This is a genomic window from Paenibacillus marchantiae (genome assembly GCF_028771845.1).
GTDB classification, from domain to species: domain Bacteria; phylum Bacillota; class Bacilli; order Paenibacillales; family Paenibacillaceae; genus Paenibacillus; species Paenibacillus marchantiae.
Genome location: NZ_CP118270.1, coordinates 424,125 through 439,406 on the forward strand (window position 1 = coordinate 424,125; position 15,282 = coordinate 439,406).

At 40.8% G+C, this 15,282-nt stretch carries 17 protein-coding genes; all 17 read right to left on the minus strand.

Annotated elements, in window-relative coordinates; all coding sequences use genetic code 11:
- Positions 1 to 217: 217 nt before the first annotated feature.
- A complete protein-coding gene (locus PTQ21_RS02120) occupies positions 218 to 1,123 on the minus strand; it encodes a YitT family protein (protein ID WP_274568634.1) in 906 nt (301 codons plus the stop codon).
- Positions 1,124 to 1,222: 99 nt separating this feature from the next.
- Positions 1,223 to 2,336 (minus strand): peptide chain release factor 2 gene (gene prfB, locus PTQ21_RS02125; protein ID WP_274568636.1). Its coding sequence is split into 2 segments (ribosomal slippage): positions 1,223 to 2,263 and positions 2,265 to 2,336, totalling 1,113 coding nucleotides; the frame shifts between segments, so codons are not numbered across the junction.
- Between the two features lie 435 nt (positions 2,337 to 2,771).
- Positions 2,772 to 2,852 (minus strand): SEC-C metal-binding domain-containing protein, encoded by an 81-nt coding sequence (locus PTQ21_RS31435; RefSeq protein ID WP_274570430.1) that lies wholly within the window; start codon positions 2,850 to 2,852, stop codon positions 2,772 to 2,774.
- A 2-nt stretch (positions 2,853 to 2,854) separates the two neighbouring features.
- Complete coding sequence (gene secA / locus PTQ21_RS02135) at positions 2,855 to 5,287, minus strand: preprotein translocase subunit SecA (protein WP_274568637.1); 2,433 nt, start codon at positions 5,285 to 5,287, stop codon at positions 2,855 to 2,857.
- Between the two features lie 784 nt (positions 5,288 to 6,071).
- Entirely contained in the window at positions 6,072 to 6,635 is a 564-nt protein-coding gene (hpf, locus tag PTQ21_RS02140; protein WP_053779540.1) for a ribosome hibernation-promoting factor, HPF/YfiA family, read from the minus strand.
- 417 nt (positions 6,636 to 7,052) lie between these two features.
- Positions 7,053 to 7,250 (minus strand): cold shock domain-containing protein, encoded by a 198-nt coding sequence (locus tag PTQ21_RS02145; RefSeq protein WP_024631599.1) that lies wholly within the window; start codon positions 7,248 to 7,250, stop codon positions 7,053 to 7,055.
- Positions 7,251 to 7,492: 242 nt separating this feature from the next.
- Positions 7,493 to 8,194 (minus strand): hypothetical protein, encoded by a 702-nt coding sequence (locus PTQ21_RS02150; RefSeq protein ID WP_269053914.1) that lies wholly within the window; start codon positions 8,192 to 8,194, stop codon positions 7,493 to 7,495.
- 70 nt (positions 8,195 to 8,264) lie between these two features.
- Positions 8,265 to 8,618 carry a hypothetical protein gene (locus PTQ21_RS02155; protein ID WP_269053915.1) on the minus strand — a complete coding sequence of 118 codons (354 nt, stop codon included), beginning with the start codon at positions 8,616 to 8,618 and terminating at the stop codon, positions 8,265 to 8,267.
- A gap of 1 nt (position 8,619) precedes the next feature.
- Positions 8,620 to 8,997 carry a flagellar export chaperone FliS gene (fliS, locus tag PTQ21_RS02160; RefSeq protein WP_269053916.1) on the minus strand — a complete coding sequence of 126 codons (378 nt, stop codon included), beginning with the start codon at positions 8,995 to 8,997 and terminating at the stop codon, positions 8,620 to 8,622.
- A 23-nt stretch (positions 8,998 to 9,020) separates the two neighbouring features.
- Positions 9,021 to 10,496: a flagellar filament capping protein FliD gene (gene fliD / locus PTQ21_RS02165; protein WP_274568645.1), complete on the minus strand. Its 1,476-nt coding sequence runs from the start codon at positions 10,494 to 10,496 to the stop codon at positions 9,021 to 9,023.
- A gap of 13 nt (positions 10,497 to 10,509) precedes the next feature.
- Positions 10,510 to 10,896, minus strand: coding sequence for a flagellar protein FlaG (locus PTQ21_RS02170; protein WP_269053918.1), 387 nt, complete (start codon positions 10,894 to 10,896; stop codon positions 10,510 to 10,512).
- A 94-nt stretch (positions 10,897 to 10,990) separates the two neighbouring features.
- The gene (locus PTQ21_RS02175) at positions 10,991 to 11,626 is read right to left on the minus strand and encodes a class I SAM-dependent methyltransferase (RefSeq protein ID WP_274568647.1); all 636 of its coding nucleotides are present in this window, start codon (positions 11,624 to 11,626) and stop codon (positions 10,991 to 10,993) included.
- On the minus strand, positions 11,616 to 12,311 hold the full coding sequence (locus tag PTQ21_RS02180; protein WP_269053920.1) for a phosphocholine cytidylyltransferase family protein: 696 nt from the start codon (positions 12,309 to 12,311) through the stop codon (positions 11,616 to 11,618). The genes PTQ21_RS02175 and PTQ21_RS02180 overlap by 11 nt, the downstream gene beginning before the upstream one ends.
- Complete coding sequence (locus PTQ21_RS02185) at positions 12,284 to 12,883, minus strand: HAD-IB family phosphatase (RefSeq protein WP_269053921.1); 600 nt, start codon at positions 12,881 to 12,883, stop codon at positions 12,284 to 12,286. The genes PTQ21_RS02180 and PTQ21_RS02185 overlap by 28 nt, the downstream gene beginning before the upstream one ends.
- A gap of 36 nt (positions 12,884 to 12,919) precedes the next feature.
- Positions 12,920 to 13,675: a class I SAM-dependent methyltransferase gene (locus tag PTQ21_RS02190; RefSeq protein ID WP_274568649.1), complete on the minus strand. Its 756-nt coding sequence runs from the start codon at positions 13,673 to 13,675 to the stop codon at positions 12,920 to 12,922.
- A 51-nt stretch (positions 13,676 to 13,726) separates the two neighbouring features.
- Positions 13,727 to 14,524 (minus strand): LicD family protein, encoded by a 798-nt coding sequence (locus PTQ21_RS02195; RefSeq protein WP_274568651.1) that lies wholly within the window; start codon positions 14,522 to 14,524, stop codon positions 13,727 to 13,729.
- A 5-nt stretch (positions 14,525 to 14,529) separates the two neighbouring features.
- Positions 14,530 to 15,258, minus strand: coding sequence for a phosphocholine cytidylyltransferase family protein (locus PTQ21_RS02200; RefSeq protein ID WP_269053924.1), 729 nt, complete (start codon positions 15,256 to 15,258; stop codon positions 14,530 to 14,532).
- Positions 15,259 to 15,282: the final 24 nt, after the last annotated feature.

The window sequence follows — 15,282 nt, forward strand, 5'->3', positions numbered from 1 at the left end:
GTTATAGCAGATACAGTAAGTAGTACAGTGGTTTTCGTTCCAAAAGACAAAACAAAAAGCAGGTGCTTCCTTTCCAGCTATGTCTGGTGGAGGAGTACCTGCTTTTTTAGATTATATATTTACTTTCTTATAAGTTAAACGAATGACCTCTAGAGTGCTCTCCGTTATCATGTGAATGTGTTAAGTTTGATTTATAGAGTGCCCTACTCGCTGTAACTTACAATTCCCCACGCTTAAAGCCTTCGCCCAGTACTTCATGCGCATTGCTAATAATGACAAAAGCCCCCGGGTCCACGGACCGAATTAAAGCTTTCAGTCTAGGCACCTCATTCTGTCCGACCACCACCATCAGTACAGTGCGCTGATCGTCGGTGTAACCACCTTTTGCCTCCAGCTTCGTCAGTCCGCGATCCAGATCATCCAGAATCACCTTCGTAATCGGTTCGGTCTGGTTGGAAATAATATAAGCTACCTTCGAGTTACCAAGCCCCATCTCGACGGCATCTATGACTTTTCCGGTAACGTATAATCCGATCAGAGCAAAGAGTGACTGCTCCAATGACAATACAAAGGCAGCCATAATAATGACCGTAGCATCCATCATCACAACACAGAGAGAGTAACTCAGTCCACTATATTTTTGTACGATCCTGGCCAGAATGCTCATGCCCCCTGTTGAACCTCTACCCCGATATACGATTCCAATCCCGAGACCAACCCCAATTCCTCCATAGAGTGAACCAAGTAGCGGATTCGTTGTTGGAATGGCCCAGTCTTTCGTGAGGTATACAAACAGTGGCAGTACAATACTGCCGAGTACAGAACGTATTCCATACTGCTTGCCAATCAGGAGAAAACCAGCGATCAGAAGCGGAATATTAATAGCCCACTGGGTGTATGCCGGCTCAAGTCCCAGCCAATGTTTGCCCAATATCGATAACCCGGATACCCCACCTGAAGCAATCTGATTCGGAAGTAAAAATAAATTAAAGGCCACGGCAATCAAAAACGAACCTAAAATAATGGATACGGTATCTACAACGTTTCTCCATGGGCCGTTCAGGGGAATGAGCGTGGTTAGCCTCTTCTTGCGGTTATTTTGTAACGGTTGTTGCTGTTGCATGTCATCTTGCTCTCCTTTTTTGTATATATGCTCAAAAAAAAGCCCCTGTATACACCCAGCATACGCCTACACGTATCGGGTCTATACAAGAACTTTTGATTAATCGGTATCTACTTTAATCTGGCTGCGCAAATAACCATCGATGAATCCATCGAGGTCGCCATCCATTACTGCTCCTGTGTTTCCAGTCTCCACGCTCGTACGGTGATCCTTTACCATACTATAGGGATGGAACACATAGGACCGAATCTGGCTACCCCACGCAATATCCGACTGTTCTCCTCGGATTTCGTCCAGCTGTTGTTTTTGTTCTTCAATTTTACGTTCATACAATTTGGAACGAAGCATCGTCATCGCTCGTTCACGGTTCTTAATCTGTGACCGTTCATTCTGACACGTTACAACCACACCTGTTGGAAGGTGAGTAATCCGTACGGCTGAGTCGGTGGTATTGATATGCTGTCCACCCGCGCCGCTCGCACGGTACGTATCGATCTTGAGATCTTCTGTTCGAATATCCAATTCAATCGTGTCATCAATCTCAGGCACCACATCACAGGATACGAAGGAAGTATGTCTGCGTCCTGATGAGTCAAAAGGTGAGATCCGCACCAATCGGTGGACACCCTTTTCGGCTTTCAGATACCCATAAGCATTATGCCCCTTGATGGATAGCGTGACACTCTTGATGCCTGCTTCATCTCCTGCCAGATAATCCAGCACCTCAACCTTGAAGCCACGTTTCTCAGCCCAGCGTGTATACATCCGCATCAGCATCTGTCCCCAGTCCTGTGACTCGGTACCACCAGCACCCGGGTGAAGCTCCAGAATCGCATTCATCTTGTCATACGGCTGATTCAGGAGAAGCTGTAGCTCGAACGCTTCTACCTTGCTTACGATGGCTGTCACGCTGTTGCCGATCTCCACAGCCAGATCATCGTCGCCTTCCTCGTCAGCCAGTTCTGCCATCATCACCGCATCGTCATAATCCTGCTGCAGCTTGGTGTATTGATCCACAGATCCCTTTACCGCGTTCAGCTCAGCGATTAAAGATTGTGCCTTATCATTATCATCCCAAAAATCCGGGGCGGACATCTTCACTTCGAAGTTCTCAATCATCTCTTGCTTAAGATCTAAGTCAAAGAGACCCCCTAAGATTTGTTAGTTTCTTGCCTATTTCACGCAGGTCCTGCTTCACGCTTGGATCGATCATGTGCAATTCCTCTTTTCATTAAGATAAGCTCCCCGCATCCAGGGCATTCCTCCAGATCAAGTATCCGATGCTTCACCTTGGAGTCTCGGTTACCTTTATATCGGCAATCCTCTTCTCCTTGATCATGGTCACATAGTTATAACTATGCACCAATTACAGGTTATGCATCCTTCACTTGATCATTTGGAATACCCGGCTGCAAGGAGCCGTTCATGTCATTCTATTTAAGTTGATCCAGCATTCGTTACACCTTACCACTCCAATTGCAGTAGCATCTTCCGATCGCTCTTATCCCCAGATTTTCTCGATTTCCTCTCACAAGGGAAAAATCCGGTGATAAAGGCGAACGCGTAGCTTCTCCAGATTGCTTCCGCACTCTCCGTTATGGTGTAAAAAATTTAGATCCAACTTATACACAGGGTAATATAAGAGAGTCTACTCTTGACCGTGGCAGTGTTTAAACTTTTTGCCGCTGCCACATGGACAAGCATCGTTACGTCCGATTTGGTCAGACACTTTTACCGGACGTTTCTCCGTAGGTTCGCCGTAGGTTCGCCGCTTGTCGAGATCTGACTTTCGTCAACAACCGCTTGACGCTCCTGGTTGCTCTCGATTTGTGCTCTCATCACATAGGTTGCTACTTCTTCCTGAATCGAAGCAATCATCTGATGGAACATTTCAAAGCCTTCGAACTGGTACTCACGAAGCGGATCTGTACCGCCGTAGGCACGAAGGTGGATACCTTGACGCAATTGATCCATCGCATCAATATGATCCATCCATTTGCTATCTACTGCGCGAAGCACAACCACTTTCTCGAACTCACGAACCATCTCTTCACCGATTCGCTCTTCACGTGCATTGTACTTGTTCTGAACTTTCTCAAACAGGTAGTCGATAATCTCTTCTGCTTCTTTGCCCCACAGATCATCTTTCGTTACAGAGCCTTCATCCAGCAATTTGCTGTTCATGTAGTCGGCAACTTCCTGCAGTTCCCAGTTTTCCGGTATGTCATCACTGCAATGAGCTTCTACAATACGTTCAATGGAAGGCTTGATCATATCCATAACAATCTGTTTGATGTTCTCGGACTCAAGCACCTCACGGCGTTGTTTATATATAATCTCACGTTGTTGGTTCATAACATCATCATATTGGAGAACGACTTTACGTACGTCAAAGTTATTACCTTCAACCCGTTTTTGTGCCGACTCGACCGCACGGGTAATCATCCGGCTCTCAATCGGTTGGTCTTCTTCAAAACCAAGACGCTCCATCATGTTCAGTACATTGTCTGCACCGAAACGTCTCATCAGTTCATCACCCAGTGACAGGTAGAACTGTGTAGAACCTGGGTCACCTTGACGTCCTGCACGTCCACGCAGCTGGTTATCAATCCGGCGAGATTCGTGACGCTCTGTACCGATGATATGAAGGCCGCCCACTTCAGCTACACCTTCGCCCAGGATAATATCTGTACCCCGTCCAGCCATGTTGGTTGCAATCGTTACTGCACCGGCTTGTCCAGCTCCTGTGATGATCTCAGCTTCCTCAGCGTGATATTTGGCATTCAATACCTGGTGACGGACACCACGGCGTTTCAGCATATCAGAAATACGCTCGGAGTTTTCGATGGAGACCGTACCAACCAGAACCGGTTGGTTCTTGCTGTGACGTGCAACGATTTCTTCCACAACCGCGTTGAACTTGCCATCGATGCTCTTGTACACCACATCAGCCATATCATCCCGTTTGTTTGGACGGTTGGTTGGAATCTGCAATACTTCGAGACCGTAGATTTTTTTGAATTCTTCTTCCTCGGTCTTCGCTGTACCCGTCATTCCCGCGAGCTTGCGGTACATCCGGAAATAGTTCTGGAATGTAATTGTAGCAAGAGTCATGCTCTCGTTCTGTACTTCAATGCCTTCTTTGGCTTCGATCGCTTGGTGCAATCCATCGCTATAACGACGTCCTGCCATCAGACGGCCTGTGAACTCATCGACGATCAGTACTTCTTCATCACTCACCACATAATCGACATCACGACGCATGATTACGTTAGCTTTCAATCCCTGTACGATGTGATGGTTGAGCGTAACATTGGCATGATCATACAAGTTTTCGATACCAAATGCTTTCTCCGCCTTCGCCACACCAGCTTCAGTCAAAGCTACGGATTTCACCTTGATGTCCACCGTAAAGTCTTCTTCCGGAACTAGACGTTTCACGAAACGGTCAGCTGCATAGTACAGGTCCGTGGATTTCTGAGCTTGTCCGGAAATGATCAGAGGTGTACGTGCCTCATCGACCAGAATGGAGTCCACTTCATCAATGATACAGAAGAACAATGGACGTTGAACCATCTGCTCTTTGTACAACACCATGTTGTCACGCAGATAGTCAAAGCCAAATTCATTATTCGTTCCGTACGTAATATCACATGCATAAGCATGTTGTTTCAAAGCATGGTCCATACCGCTCAGGTTAACCCCTACCGTCATGCCCATGAATTCATAGATTTGTCCCATTTCCTGGCTATCCCGTTGAGCCAAATAATCATTGACCGTTACCACGTGTACACCTTTGGACGTCAATGCATTCAGGTATACCGGGAGTGTTCCTACCAGTGTCTTACCTTCACCCGTCTTCATCTCTGAAATCCGGCCTTCATGAAGGGCAATGCCTCCGAGCATCTGTACGTCATAGTGACGTTTGCCCAGTACACGGCGAGATGCCTCACGTACGGTTGCAAATGCTTCAGGAAGAAGTTCATCTGTTGTTTCTCCCTTTTCAATGCGGGCACGGAATTCATCCGTTTTGGATTTCAGTTGTTCATCAGACAGAGCCTGAAATTGTGGTTCCAGTTTATTGATCACATCGACTGTCTTCATCAGACGTTTAACATCACGTTCGTTCATGTCGCCGAAGATCTTTTTGACAAGTCCTAGCATGGTATACCCCTTTCGTGCAAAACAGAATAGACCCCCTGTTGCCGCCGCGCGACACCATCGGATGGATATGCATCCACTTGCCCGGGGGTGACAAACGATATAAAAAATAATATAAATGAATCAACTCCAGGCTTGCCAAGGTTCCCTCATGAAGCTGATTCGGTATTCAACCGGATCCGGTTATTAGAAATAAGCCGAATACCGAGCCTTATGAATCATGTTCATGGTGCTGTGCCTGTCATTGATTATGATTAGCGATCATTCGTTGACAATTCCCCATCAGGACAATGATTCTCTTGCATAAATTGTAACAGTTTGTAAGGGTCGCCGCAACACGCCACGGCACACTTCTTTGAACTTCTGAAGCCTCTTCGATGGAGTTTAAGTGCAAAAAATCATAGTCGTTAGCGGAAGCCCTGGATTCTATCGTTTCATTTTCCAGTTAGATAAGGCATGTTCACGAATTTTGGTGGTAAATTTGGATGAAAATCTCAATATAGAGAAAAAGAATACATCTTTAACGACTTCTCCGCAAGCAATGAAAATTTTGCATTCAATTTTCACGGATTTGTCTATTCCTACTATCTATTAGACGCAGTTGCATGGGAAATAGTTTCACAATCTTGGTTCAGCGACTTTTTTCCAGGCAATCCACGCACAAAAGAGCCCCATCCCATAAAGGATGGAGGCTCTTGTTAGTTTAATCCAATACAGAAGACTATAGTCCCTGTGTTCATTCGTTATCATTAAAGAAACATTTTTTATTTCAGTTCAATTCATTGGTTTAACCTTGTTCAATCAAACCGTATTTACCATCGTTCCGTTTATACACAACGCTGACTTCTTCGTTCTCAATGTTTGAGAATACGAAGAAATTGTGGCCGACCATGTTCATTTGGAGGATAGCCTCTTCCACGTCCATCGGTTTCAACATAAACCGTTTCGTCCGTACCACTTCCAGGTCATCATCTTCGGTCTCCGCATCCAGTTCAGCGGTAGCCACTGTACCTGTCGGATCTTCGACGAAGAGCGTTTTCAGGCTGCCTTCCTGGCGGAACTTACGGTTGATTTTCGTTTTGTGTTTACGGATCTGACGTTCCAGCTTGTCCACCACGGAGTCAATGGAAGCGTACATATCGTCACTCTCATCCTCGGCGCGGAGCACAATGCCTTTCAAAGGGATCGTCACCTCTACTGTATGCAAGCCTCTCGTCGTGCTCAGGGTAACAGCACCGTCAGAGTTAAGGGGTGCATCGAAATACTTCTCGAGTCTACTCAACTTTTTGTCGACATAATCCTTCAAAGCATCGGTAACCTCGATTTGTTGACCTCGAATACTTAAATTCATAGGGCACTCCTCCTTTTCCTTTGCCACTTCATTATAACACGAATGTAAGCGCCATGTAAAAACTCCCGGTGACCGAATAATGACATCTGTTCAAGCCACATCAGCCAACATAGGCTTACCGCCATATTTCGCGATATTTCACCATTTTGAGGCATAATCGTTAATTAACATGGATGGTCTTATTAGGCGCTTGATGATGTAATTAACCGTTTCCGAGCTCCTTCAATCTATTATGTAAAATGAATACGAACTAAGTCTTGAATCTATCAAATTCATATGAATAATGTTCTATGGCTGATTCTCAAATTTCGAATCTATTAAAACAAAAAAAGACCCCGGAAAAACCGGAGTCTGATGCTAGCGATAATTCAATTGGTAACCATCTAACCATATATGTAGGTCGGATTGTCCGGATGATTATAATTTGATTACGTTAGCTGCTTGCGGTCCACGCGCGCCTTCGACGATGTCGAATTCTACGGATTGACCTTCTTCCAAAGTTTTGAATCCTTCGGATTGAATTGCGGAGAAATGTACGAATACGTCGCCGCCGTCTTCAGTTTCAATGAAACCGTAACCTTTTTCTGCGTTGAACCATTTTACTTTACCTTGCATGCACTAACATTCCCTTCGTCATCAAATGAAGTGAAGCTTCGGCCTTAACCTCAGCCCACAATTCAGATAATACCATCCAAAGTTATCCATTGTCAATTGGTAACGTAAATGTTTTCTTGGAATTTTTTGTAGATTAATTGGGGATTTTGAGGAATCACGAATTACTCCAAGTATATAGAAGATTTTAAAGTGATCATACGGCATTTAAGGAAGATACACAACAGACTGATGATAAGATTTACTTATTTATCCTGCTCTGTTCTAGATTTGACTGCGGGCAGTAATGAGATGAATCTCGCAAACGTCAACAACGTCATAATCAGCCCGATAATCGACTGAATCGAAATAAGATACATGCCCAATGAGTCCTTAATGTTGTAATTAGGAGACCCAAACGAAGTCATTGTAACAAAACTGATATACATCGCTTGGGCTATATTATTCGAAATATCATTCTCTATTTTAAACAACCCCAGAGAGTACATGTACATCATTGCGAACCAAAAGATGATTTCAAAAACATTGTGGATCAATAAAATTATCATTCTCAGATAACCCTCAACTTCATATTCCTTTTCTGTGTCACTTTCTGAATTCTGTTTTCTTCTCATTTCATGTCGATATTGGTCGAATAAAAGAACATTTACTTGATAGATCATAATTTCAAAGGTTCTCAATGCACCATATGCGCTAAGTATGTAGACTAACCAAGTTTGCTCACCCCATAAATAAACTAAAATAAACGAAATGACTGACAAAACTAGATGTAGAAAAACCCAATATTCAATGAATCGAATGCGATACTCACGTTTTTCAAAATATTTGGACTTTTTTGAAATAATGCACGTTACTCCTCTAAACACCGAAATCCAGGTCAACCACTCAAATAATTTGGCGTACCAATAAACAATATTTCTTGTTGATTTGCTTCCGCTTTCTGTCATATTTTCCCCTCCTAAATGCGATATAGTGGTGCAAAGAAAAAACAGACCTTTTCCGGTCTGTTTTTTCTTTTTATTTCCGCTTGTCCATTAAATAGCTATCAGCCGCATACTTAGCTTCGTATACGCTGCGTTGATTCCGAGCAGCATTGCGCTGAATCAACCATTTTTGGGCCATATTTTTTAAGGACCACATATGCGTCTGGATCGACTCATCGTAACTAAGGATGCTTCGCAGTTTCTCTTGTTGCTCAGCGTTCATTTTATGGGAGTCCGTCATATCTATCAGGTGATCTACAACAACTTGACGTTCCCCTACAAAGGCTTCTGCCTGATCTGAAGATTTGTCACCTAGCCCATTGACGAACAATTCGGTCAAGTTGGATAATTCATCCAAAGCATCATCTATATCAACTTGGTAACCCATCTCAAACGGTCCCAGCCGTTTGCTTGTTAGCTAACACCCACGTCTCTCGCAACTCTTGCAAGTAGCCAAGAACTTCTTCTCCGTGTGCTTTCTCTTTTTTTATGTTTGTCTGAATCAGCAAATGATTCATGTATTCATACAGAGCAAACAGATTTTTGGCCACCGGATAGGATTGATTCAAAGTCGACATTAATTCACTGACAATGGTCTGTGCCTTCCCCAAATTTATATTTGCTTTAGAATAATCTTTGGTCTCAATGCCATCCAAACCAGCCCTCACGAACCGAATGGCCCCATCATACAGCATGATCACCAATTGACCGGGAGTAGAAGTCTGCACAGAATTTTGTTTATATTTCTCATAAGGAGATGTAATCATATCCAATCATTCCTCCTTTTTATTTACTGTAATAAACTTGTCAAACTGGAAGATTGGGACTGCATTTGACTCATTGCTTTCTCCATCGCTGCGAACTGCTTGTAATAACGCGTTTCCCAGTCAGTCATTTTTTGTTCAAGACTAGAGATTCTTTTGTTATATTGTTTCAATTGCTCGCCCATAATACTTTCGGTTTTCAATGTCATAGTAGCATCTGTATCCTGCTTTGAAGTACCTACCTTCTTCACCAACATATCTAACACTGAATTGAGCTCCGTTCTCACTCCGCTGAATATGGTAGGGTTTTTAGAATCCGAAGAAGTACCACGAAAAGCACTTAGAATTCGATCTGGATTGCTTGTCAGTGCACTTTTCAGCTTATCCTCATCAACCTGCAGCTTACCTTTTTCATAATATTGTCCGGTTGTTATTCCAGCTTCACTCAAAATCCCTAGATTTCCCGAAATGATAGACCTCATCGAAGCTACTGCCGTGCTAAGGATCGAATCATTTTTCAACAATCCACTTTTGGCTTTTTCTTCCCAGTTTTTAACATCATCTTCAGTCATTTCTTTCTTTTGTTCTGCTGTCAATGGAGTATAATCACGATACTTTTGTTCAGAGATTTTCGAGTTCATTAAACCTAAAAGTTCATTGTAAGTATCTACAAAAGATTTGATCGTGTCCGTCGCTTTGGTGGGATCGGATTCAGTTGTAATTTTGGAAGGAGATCCTACGTTAGTCTCTAAAAATGTTAGTTTGACTCCATTTACAACCAGACTATCTCCATCAGGTTTAAATTCTTTTTTTTCTCCAGAATCAGTGGTAATCGTCACTAATCCTGCTTCAGGTCCATTGTTTACCAAACCTAACAAGCTAGACAACGTACTCGATTGAACCGACCCATCCTTGTCTGTCAGGGCTATATTTTTCCCGCCCTCTTTGGAAGTGATGGTCAGTTTCCCGCTGATTTCATCGAAGCTTGCGGTGACTGTCGGGATCTTAGAATTAATGCTTGCAACAACAGTTGACAAAGAATCCTCTTGATTAAGCTCTAGCGATGTATTATTAATATGAAGTTCATACTTTGACGGAGTAGTCCCCCCTGCAATTTGTCCAAGAGTCGTGGTTAGGGTTGCAGTCACGCCGCCAAATGTAAGTCCGTTTTGACTTTGCATATTTGCTTTTTTGGCAAGCTTTTCTACTTCAACATTCATCTTCACAGGACTGGCATCTGCGTTCGCCTCCGCTCTTACCGCTGTCGTATTTCCGCTAACCGTCGATTTTTGGGTGTTGGTAGCTGCAGACAAGTTCATCTGTTGCAATTTATTCGTCAACTGAACAATCTTGCTATTGATCTCTCTATAGCTGTCTCTTGTCCAATCTAGAACCTGTTTCTGTTGATTCAACTTATCGAGCGGGGCTCTCTTCACTGTCATAAGTGACTTGACCATGCTATCAATATCCATACCGGAAAAACCATTTATTCTTGTTACCATTTATGTCGACCTCCTATACCTTTTGATCAATAACAATTCCGGCAATCTCCATCATCTTTGCTACCAGATCCAACGTTTTTTCAGGCGGAATTTCCCGAATCAGTTCCCCTGTTTCTTTATTGAGCACTTTCACTAAAATTTGATGCGTTTTCTCGTGAACACTCATTTCCAAAGTCGTTGTAGGTCCTTGAAGGGCCTTGATCGCTTTATCAATAGCTTTAATGAGATGTTCGTCGCCTGGCGGTATATTCATGCCTTGGCGTTCAAGTTTGGATAAATCCGTTCCGTTCCTAACCGTTTGCAAAAGAATGTCCTGACTGCCACGAGACTCACTTTGTGCGCCACTTGTGACCGCAGAGCTTCCGGTCACATTGGTAGAAAATGAAAACTGTAGATTCATCGTTCATCCCCCGATGGAATTATTTATTATATTTATCGGTTAGTAAGGTGTAAGTTTGAAGAGATTTAATACTAGTTATAAAAAGTTGGTATCCTTAAACTTTTTTTGCTACAAACGCATGGTAATGAGTATTACTCCAAGGATTCAATCGGGGCGGATATATATCTACTACCGAAGAACTGAAACCTGCTTGTTCAAGTAAGACTTGATCTCTATCAATATGCCTATATAGAACATGGTACCAATCATTAATTTGTTCTGAAAATTTATCAATAATAACATCTTCAAAAATTCCACAAGCATGTTTTACAATTAAAACGCCATCCATCTTTAGCATTGAATTGCAATTATTGTATATTTTTTCAACTTCATCATTATTGAAATAATTTAACACCCCGAATAGTAAAATAGCATCGTACTTATTATCATCTTGAAAATCTGCCAGATGAGCTACAACTTTTTCAACCTTCGGTGAATTAGTACAGGACGACAAAAATTCTTTTTGATTATCCACGGCCTTAATATATGAAACTTTCGATTCTAAAATATTTGTTATCCTTCCAGGTCCACAGCCCAAATCCAAAATTTTCGAGTCAGTATTTACATATTTCTCTATAAGGTTAATATCAAAATTTATAGTATCATCTTTCTTATAGTGTGTCGCTAACTCAGGATCAGAAATTTTCGCTCTTCTTTTAAAAAAACTATCTACCTTATTTTTATCTAGCAATTTGCATGCTCCCCTTTAAATTCAGATTAATTTCTTTTTCAATTAAATAAGTTCGAACCCATTTAAGCGCAGCATCATAATCCTGTGGAGTATCTATTTCCTGGCATCTAATAGAAACAGCCTTCATTGGGTTAAACTTCTCTATAATTTGATAGACATGCCCTTTACCCGACTCTAATTTCGCAGCATCAATCTGAACTAGCCCTGACCATTCATAGTTTCCTTTAGTCCTTGAAAAACTAGTTATAAATTCTTCAGACTTGTCTTGAATAATATTAACAAGTACTGGGTCCTCTGTATTAATATCACAGTACCCAATACACTCATTTCTAGACTCTAGGAACAACTGGAAGTCTTCTGGATGCACCAACAGATCTCCATCAAGCGAAATGACTAAACCTTTCGCATGCTTAGCTCCCAAAGATAAACTAGCCCCAGTTCCAGTCGTTAGATAGTCATGATTAAAAACAAAAGTTACATCCTTCCTTACGGTCAACACATGCTCAATAACCTGATCAGCTTGAAAACCAACAACTACTCGAACATCCTCAATGTTCTTTAACATTTCCAATTGCCAGGAGATAAGAGGCTTTCCCTCTAATTCAATCAATGCTTTAGTGATACCTAACCCTAATCTTGAACCTACTCCCGCACAGTTTATAACAACTGTCTTAGAAATCGACATAATTGATCCTCCTGATATATTGCATGAGTAGCATATGCCAAAACTGATTTTGCTGGAGCGTGCACCCCCCCATAAGCTAAACCAATAGTTGCTTCTCTTATCATTTCAGCATCGTTGTTCCCTTCACCCACAGCAACAAATTCACCTGGTATCTTCTTTGCTACTTGCCTCTTTTCAAGCACTTCCAACACTCTGACAATTTTCCCTTTTTCTACCTCAGCTCTCGAAGTAAAACTTTTGACTCCTAGCTGCTGACAAAGGGGCCCCACCCAAACATCCAAATTACCTGTTACGATATTACATTGTTCCTTGTTCTCATTGATAAACTCAACAATTTTCTTGTTCAAAGGGGCACTCAGTACTATATCCTGAACTACTTTAACTGGAATTGATTTTAACAAGTCAACTCTTTTAAGAAAGCTTTCATGAAAAGGAATGAGTCCCTTTATAGTATCTTCTGTTAATTTTTTTATCTCTTCGTACAATCCTAACTCTTTGGATATAATAGGAAGTAATTCTTTTTTTGTAATTGTTCCATCCAAATCAAATAAAAATGTCCACTCTTTCTCCACTTCACTGCCTCCTTAGACGGAAGTAACATTATTTCTTTAAACCCTTCGTAAAACGAAAATCCATTGTTTTGTTTCCTTCTGAGCTTTTATATCTCGGAAAAAGAATTCCTCATTCACTTCCATTTTGAATCCATTTTCAAGAAAAACGTCAAACAATTCAAAATACTCTTTTTCTGTTCTATAAATTGCACTATAATCACTTTTAAGGCTCTCTGAATAAAATTTATTAAGTGTAAGACGTTCATTAATTGCAATAGGTTCAGACAAATAAATGATACTTTCTTGTTCTAACCTTTCACTTAAATCTGTTAAAACGTACTTTACATCCTCATCATTCATGTACATTAACACGCCCCCAGATATAACAAAACGGTTAAATTTCTGTTTAAGAGGCAATTCGATCTGACCGTTCGCTATCTCTTGCATAGAAGAATGAAGGAAAAATGTGGATTCTTTTTTTTGAATGTCATCCCTTTTTTTAATTATCTCAATTAGTTCTTTAACATAATCTACTCCCACGTAAGCTTTGGCAAAAGGAGTAATATACTTAGTTATTCGCCCTGTACCACAACCGGCTTCAAGCACAACACTATTGGTATCTAGCTTCAAGAGAGGTAGCCTTTGTTCCACTTCAAAATTAGTCCATTCTTCTATCTTGGATTTATCTCGATCACCAACTAAAACGACTGGTGCATCTACATCAATCGAAACTTTATTAAATGCTCTCTTTTTATAAAATTCGTGGAGACTTTGGTAATCTATCCTTACATTGTCATTGTATACTCTACTCATGTTCTATCCCCCCACTATTCATTTAGTAAAATCTCAGTACCATCCTTAAATTTAATATATGACGCAGAACAGTGCCCTTCTCTCTATTTCAGGTGGGATTTTCATAAAATCACCATAAACTAGTGTTAAAATTTCTGTATAACCTTTAGGAGCAAAAAAGGTTTTTCCTTCAAAATTAACTTCAACTCTCTCTCTATACCATTCACTTTTATAAGTCTGCTTAAATGTGTTATGACTGGCTAACAATGAAGTCTCTTTCTCTTTGTCCCATTTAGCAAATTTTTCGAAAAGCATAATTACAATGTTTCTTGGTACATACGAAAGTAGCTTGTAAATGAGCTTAAGATATAATTTATTGGCATTCTTTTTCCCTACTTGGGACCAAAGAATTTTCCTACAAATCTTGCATACTAAATTTATGATTGTTATTTTAAGTTTACTATTCGAAATATTGTCTAACGGGAGAATATCCAAAAATATACCGTCTTCTTGTTTGATATGTTCTTGGCCAGCTCGAATGTATGAAGTGTCTTTTAACCTAAGCTTTCCATACACCCAGTTATAAAATATATCTGTTTCTTGCGTCTGCAAAAAAAACCTTTCTGTATTCAATTCTTTTTTACACAAATCACAAAATTTTTCATAATCATTTCTTAACATCTGAACGTCTATATCATCATCCCATGGAACAAATCCCTTATGTCGCACTGCTCCAATTAAAGTCCCGTATGCTAAATAATATTTAATATCATGTTCTTTACATATCCTATCTAGTTCAACAAGCAACAATAGAATATCGCTCTGCAGATGCTTTAACTGCTCTTCATTCAATTTGATATAGTTTACCAACGAGTTCAGAGGCCACGACTCCCCTCAACAGACCCATTCTTCAAATCAATATGAGCTAAAATCCGTTCATAATCATCAAAGTAATCAATTTCAGCCCAAAAATGTCCAGAAATATCAATTGTATCTATACGCTTTTCCTTTATTAATGAATATAGTATATTCTCCCACCATAACTGATGATGTTGATCTCCAATCAACATGTTTAATCTTTCGCTAAAATATTCTAAAAATTTCGATTTAATTTTACCTATACCGACATATTCGCAACTACGTTCTTGAATAGGTAATTCCTTTCCATATTTTGTGATTAGTCCGTTTTCTAATTTCAAAAAGTAATCTCCAACAGTAATCCTTTCAGTATCAACAAGTAGCGCACATTCTTTTTCCGTACTTATAATAAGATCCAGTATGGATTCATTAAAATAAACATCGCCATTCATGATAATTGTGTCCTCAGTCAATTCAGCACGCGCGAACCATATTGAAGCAATACTGTTTGTAACATCGTAAAAAGGATTGTAGTAATAAGTAACATCCATGCCTTCCAATGCTTTGTAGATTTCCGACTTGTAATAACCTACACACACTACTGGTTTAATATTTCGTTCGATCAGCATCATAATATTTCTTCTAATCAAAGGAGTACCATCTACTGGAAGTACACATTTGGGTATCGCCTCGATCATTCTGGATATTCTTGTGCCCTTTCCAGCTGCTAGTATGATGGCTTTCATGGCTGTCCCTACCTTCAATGATAG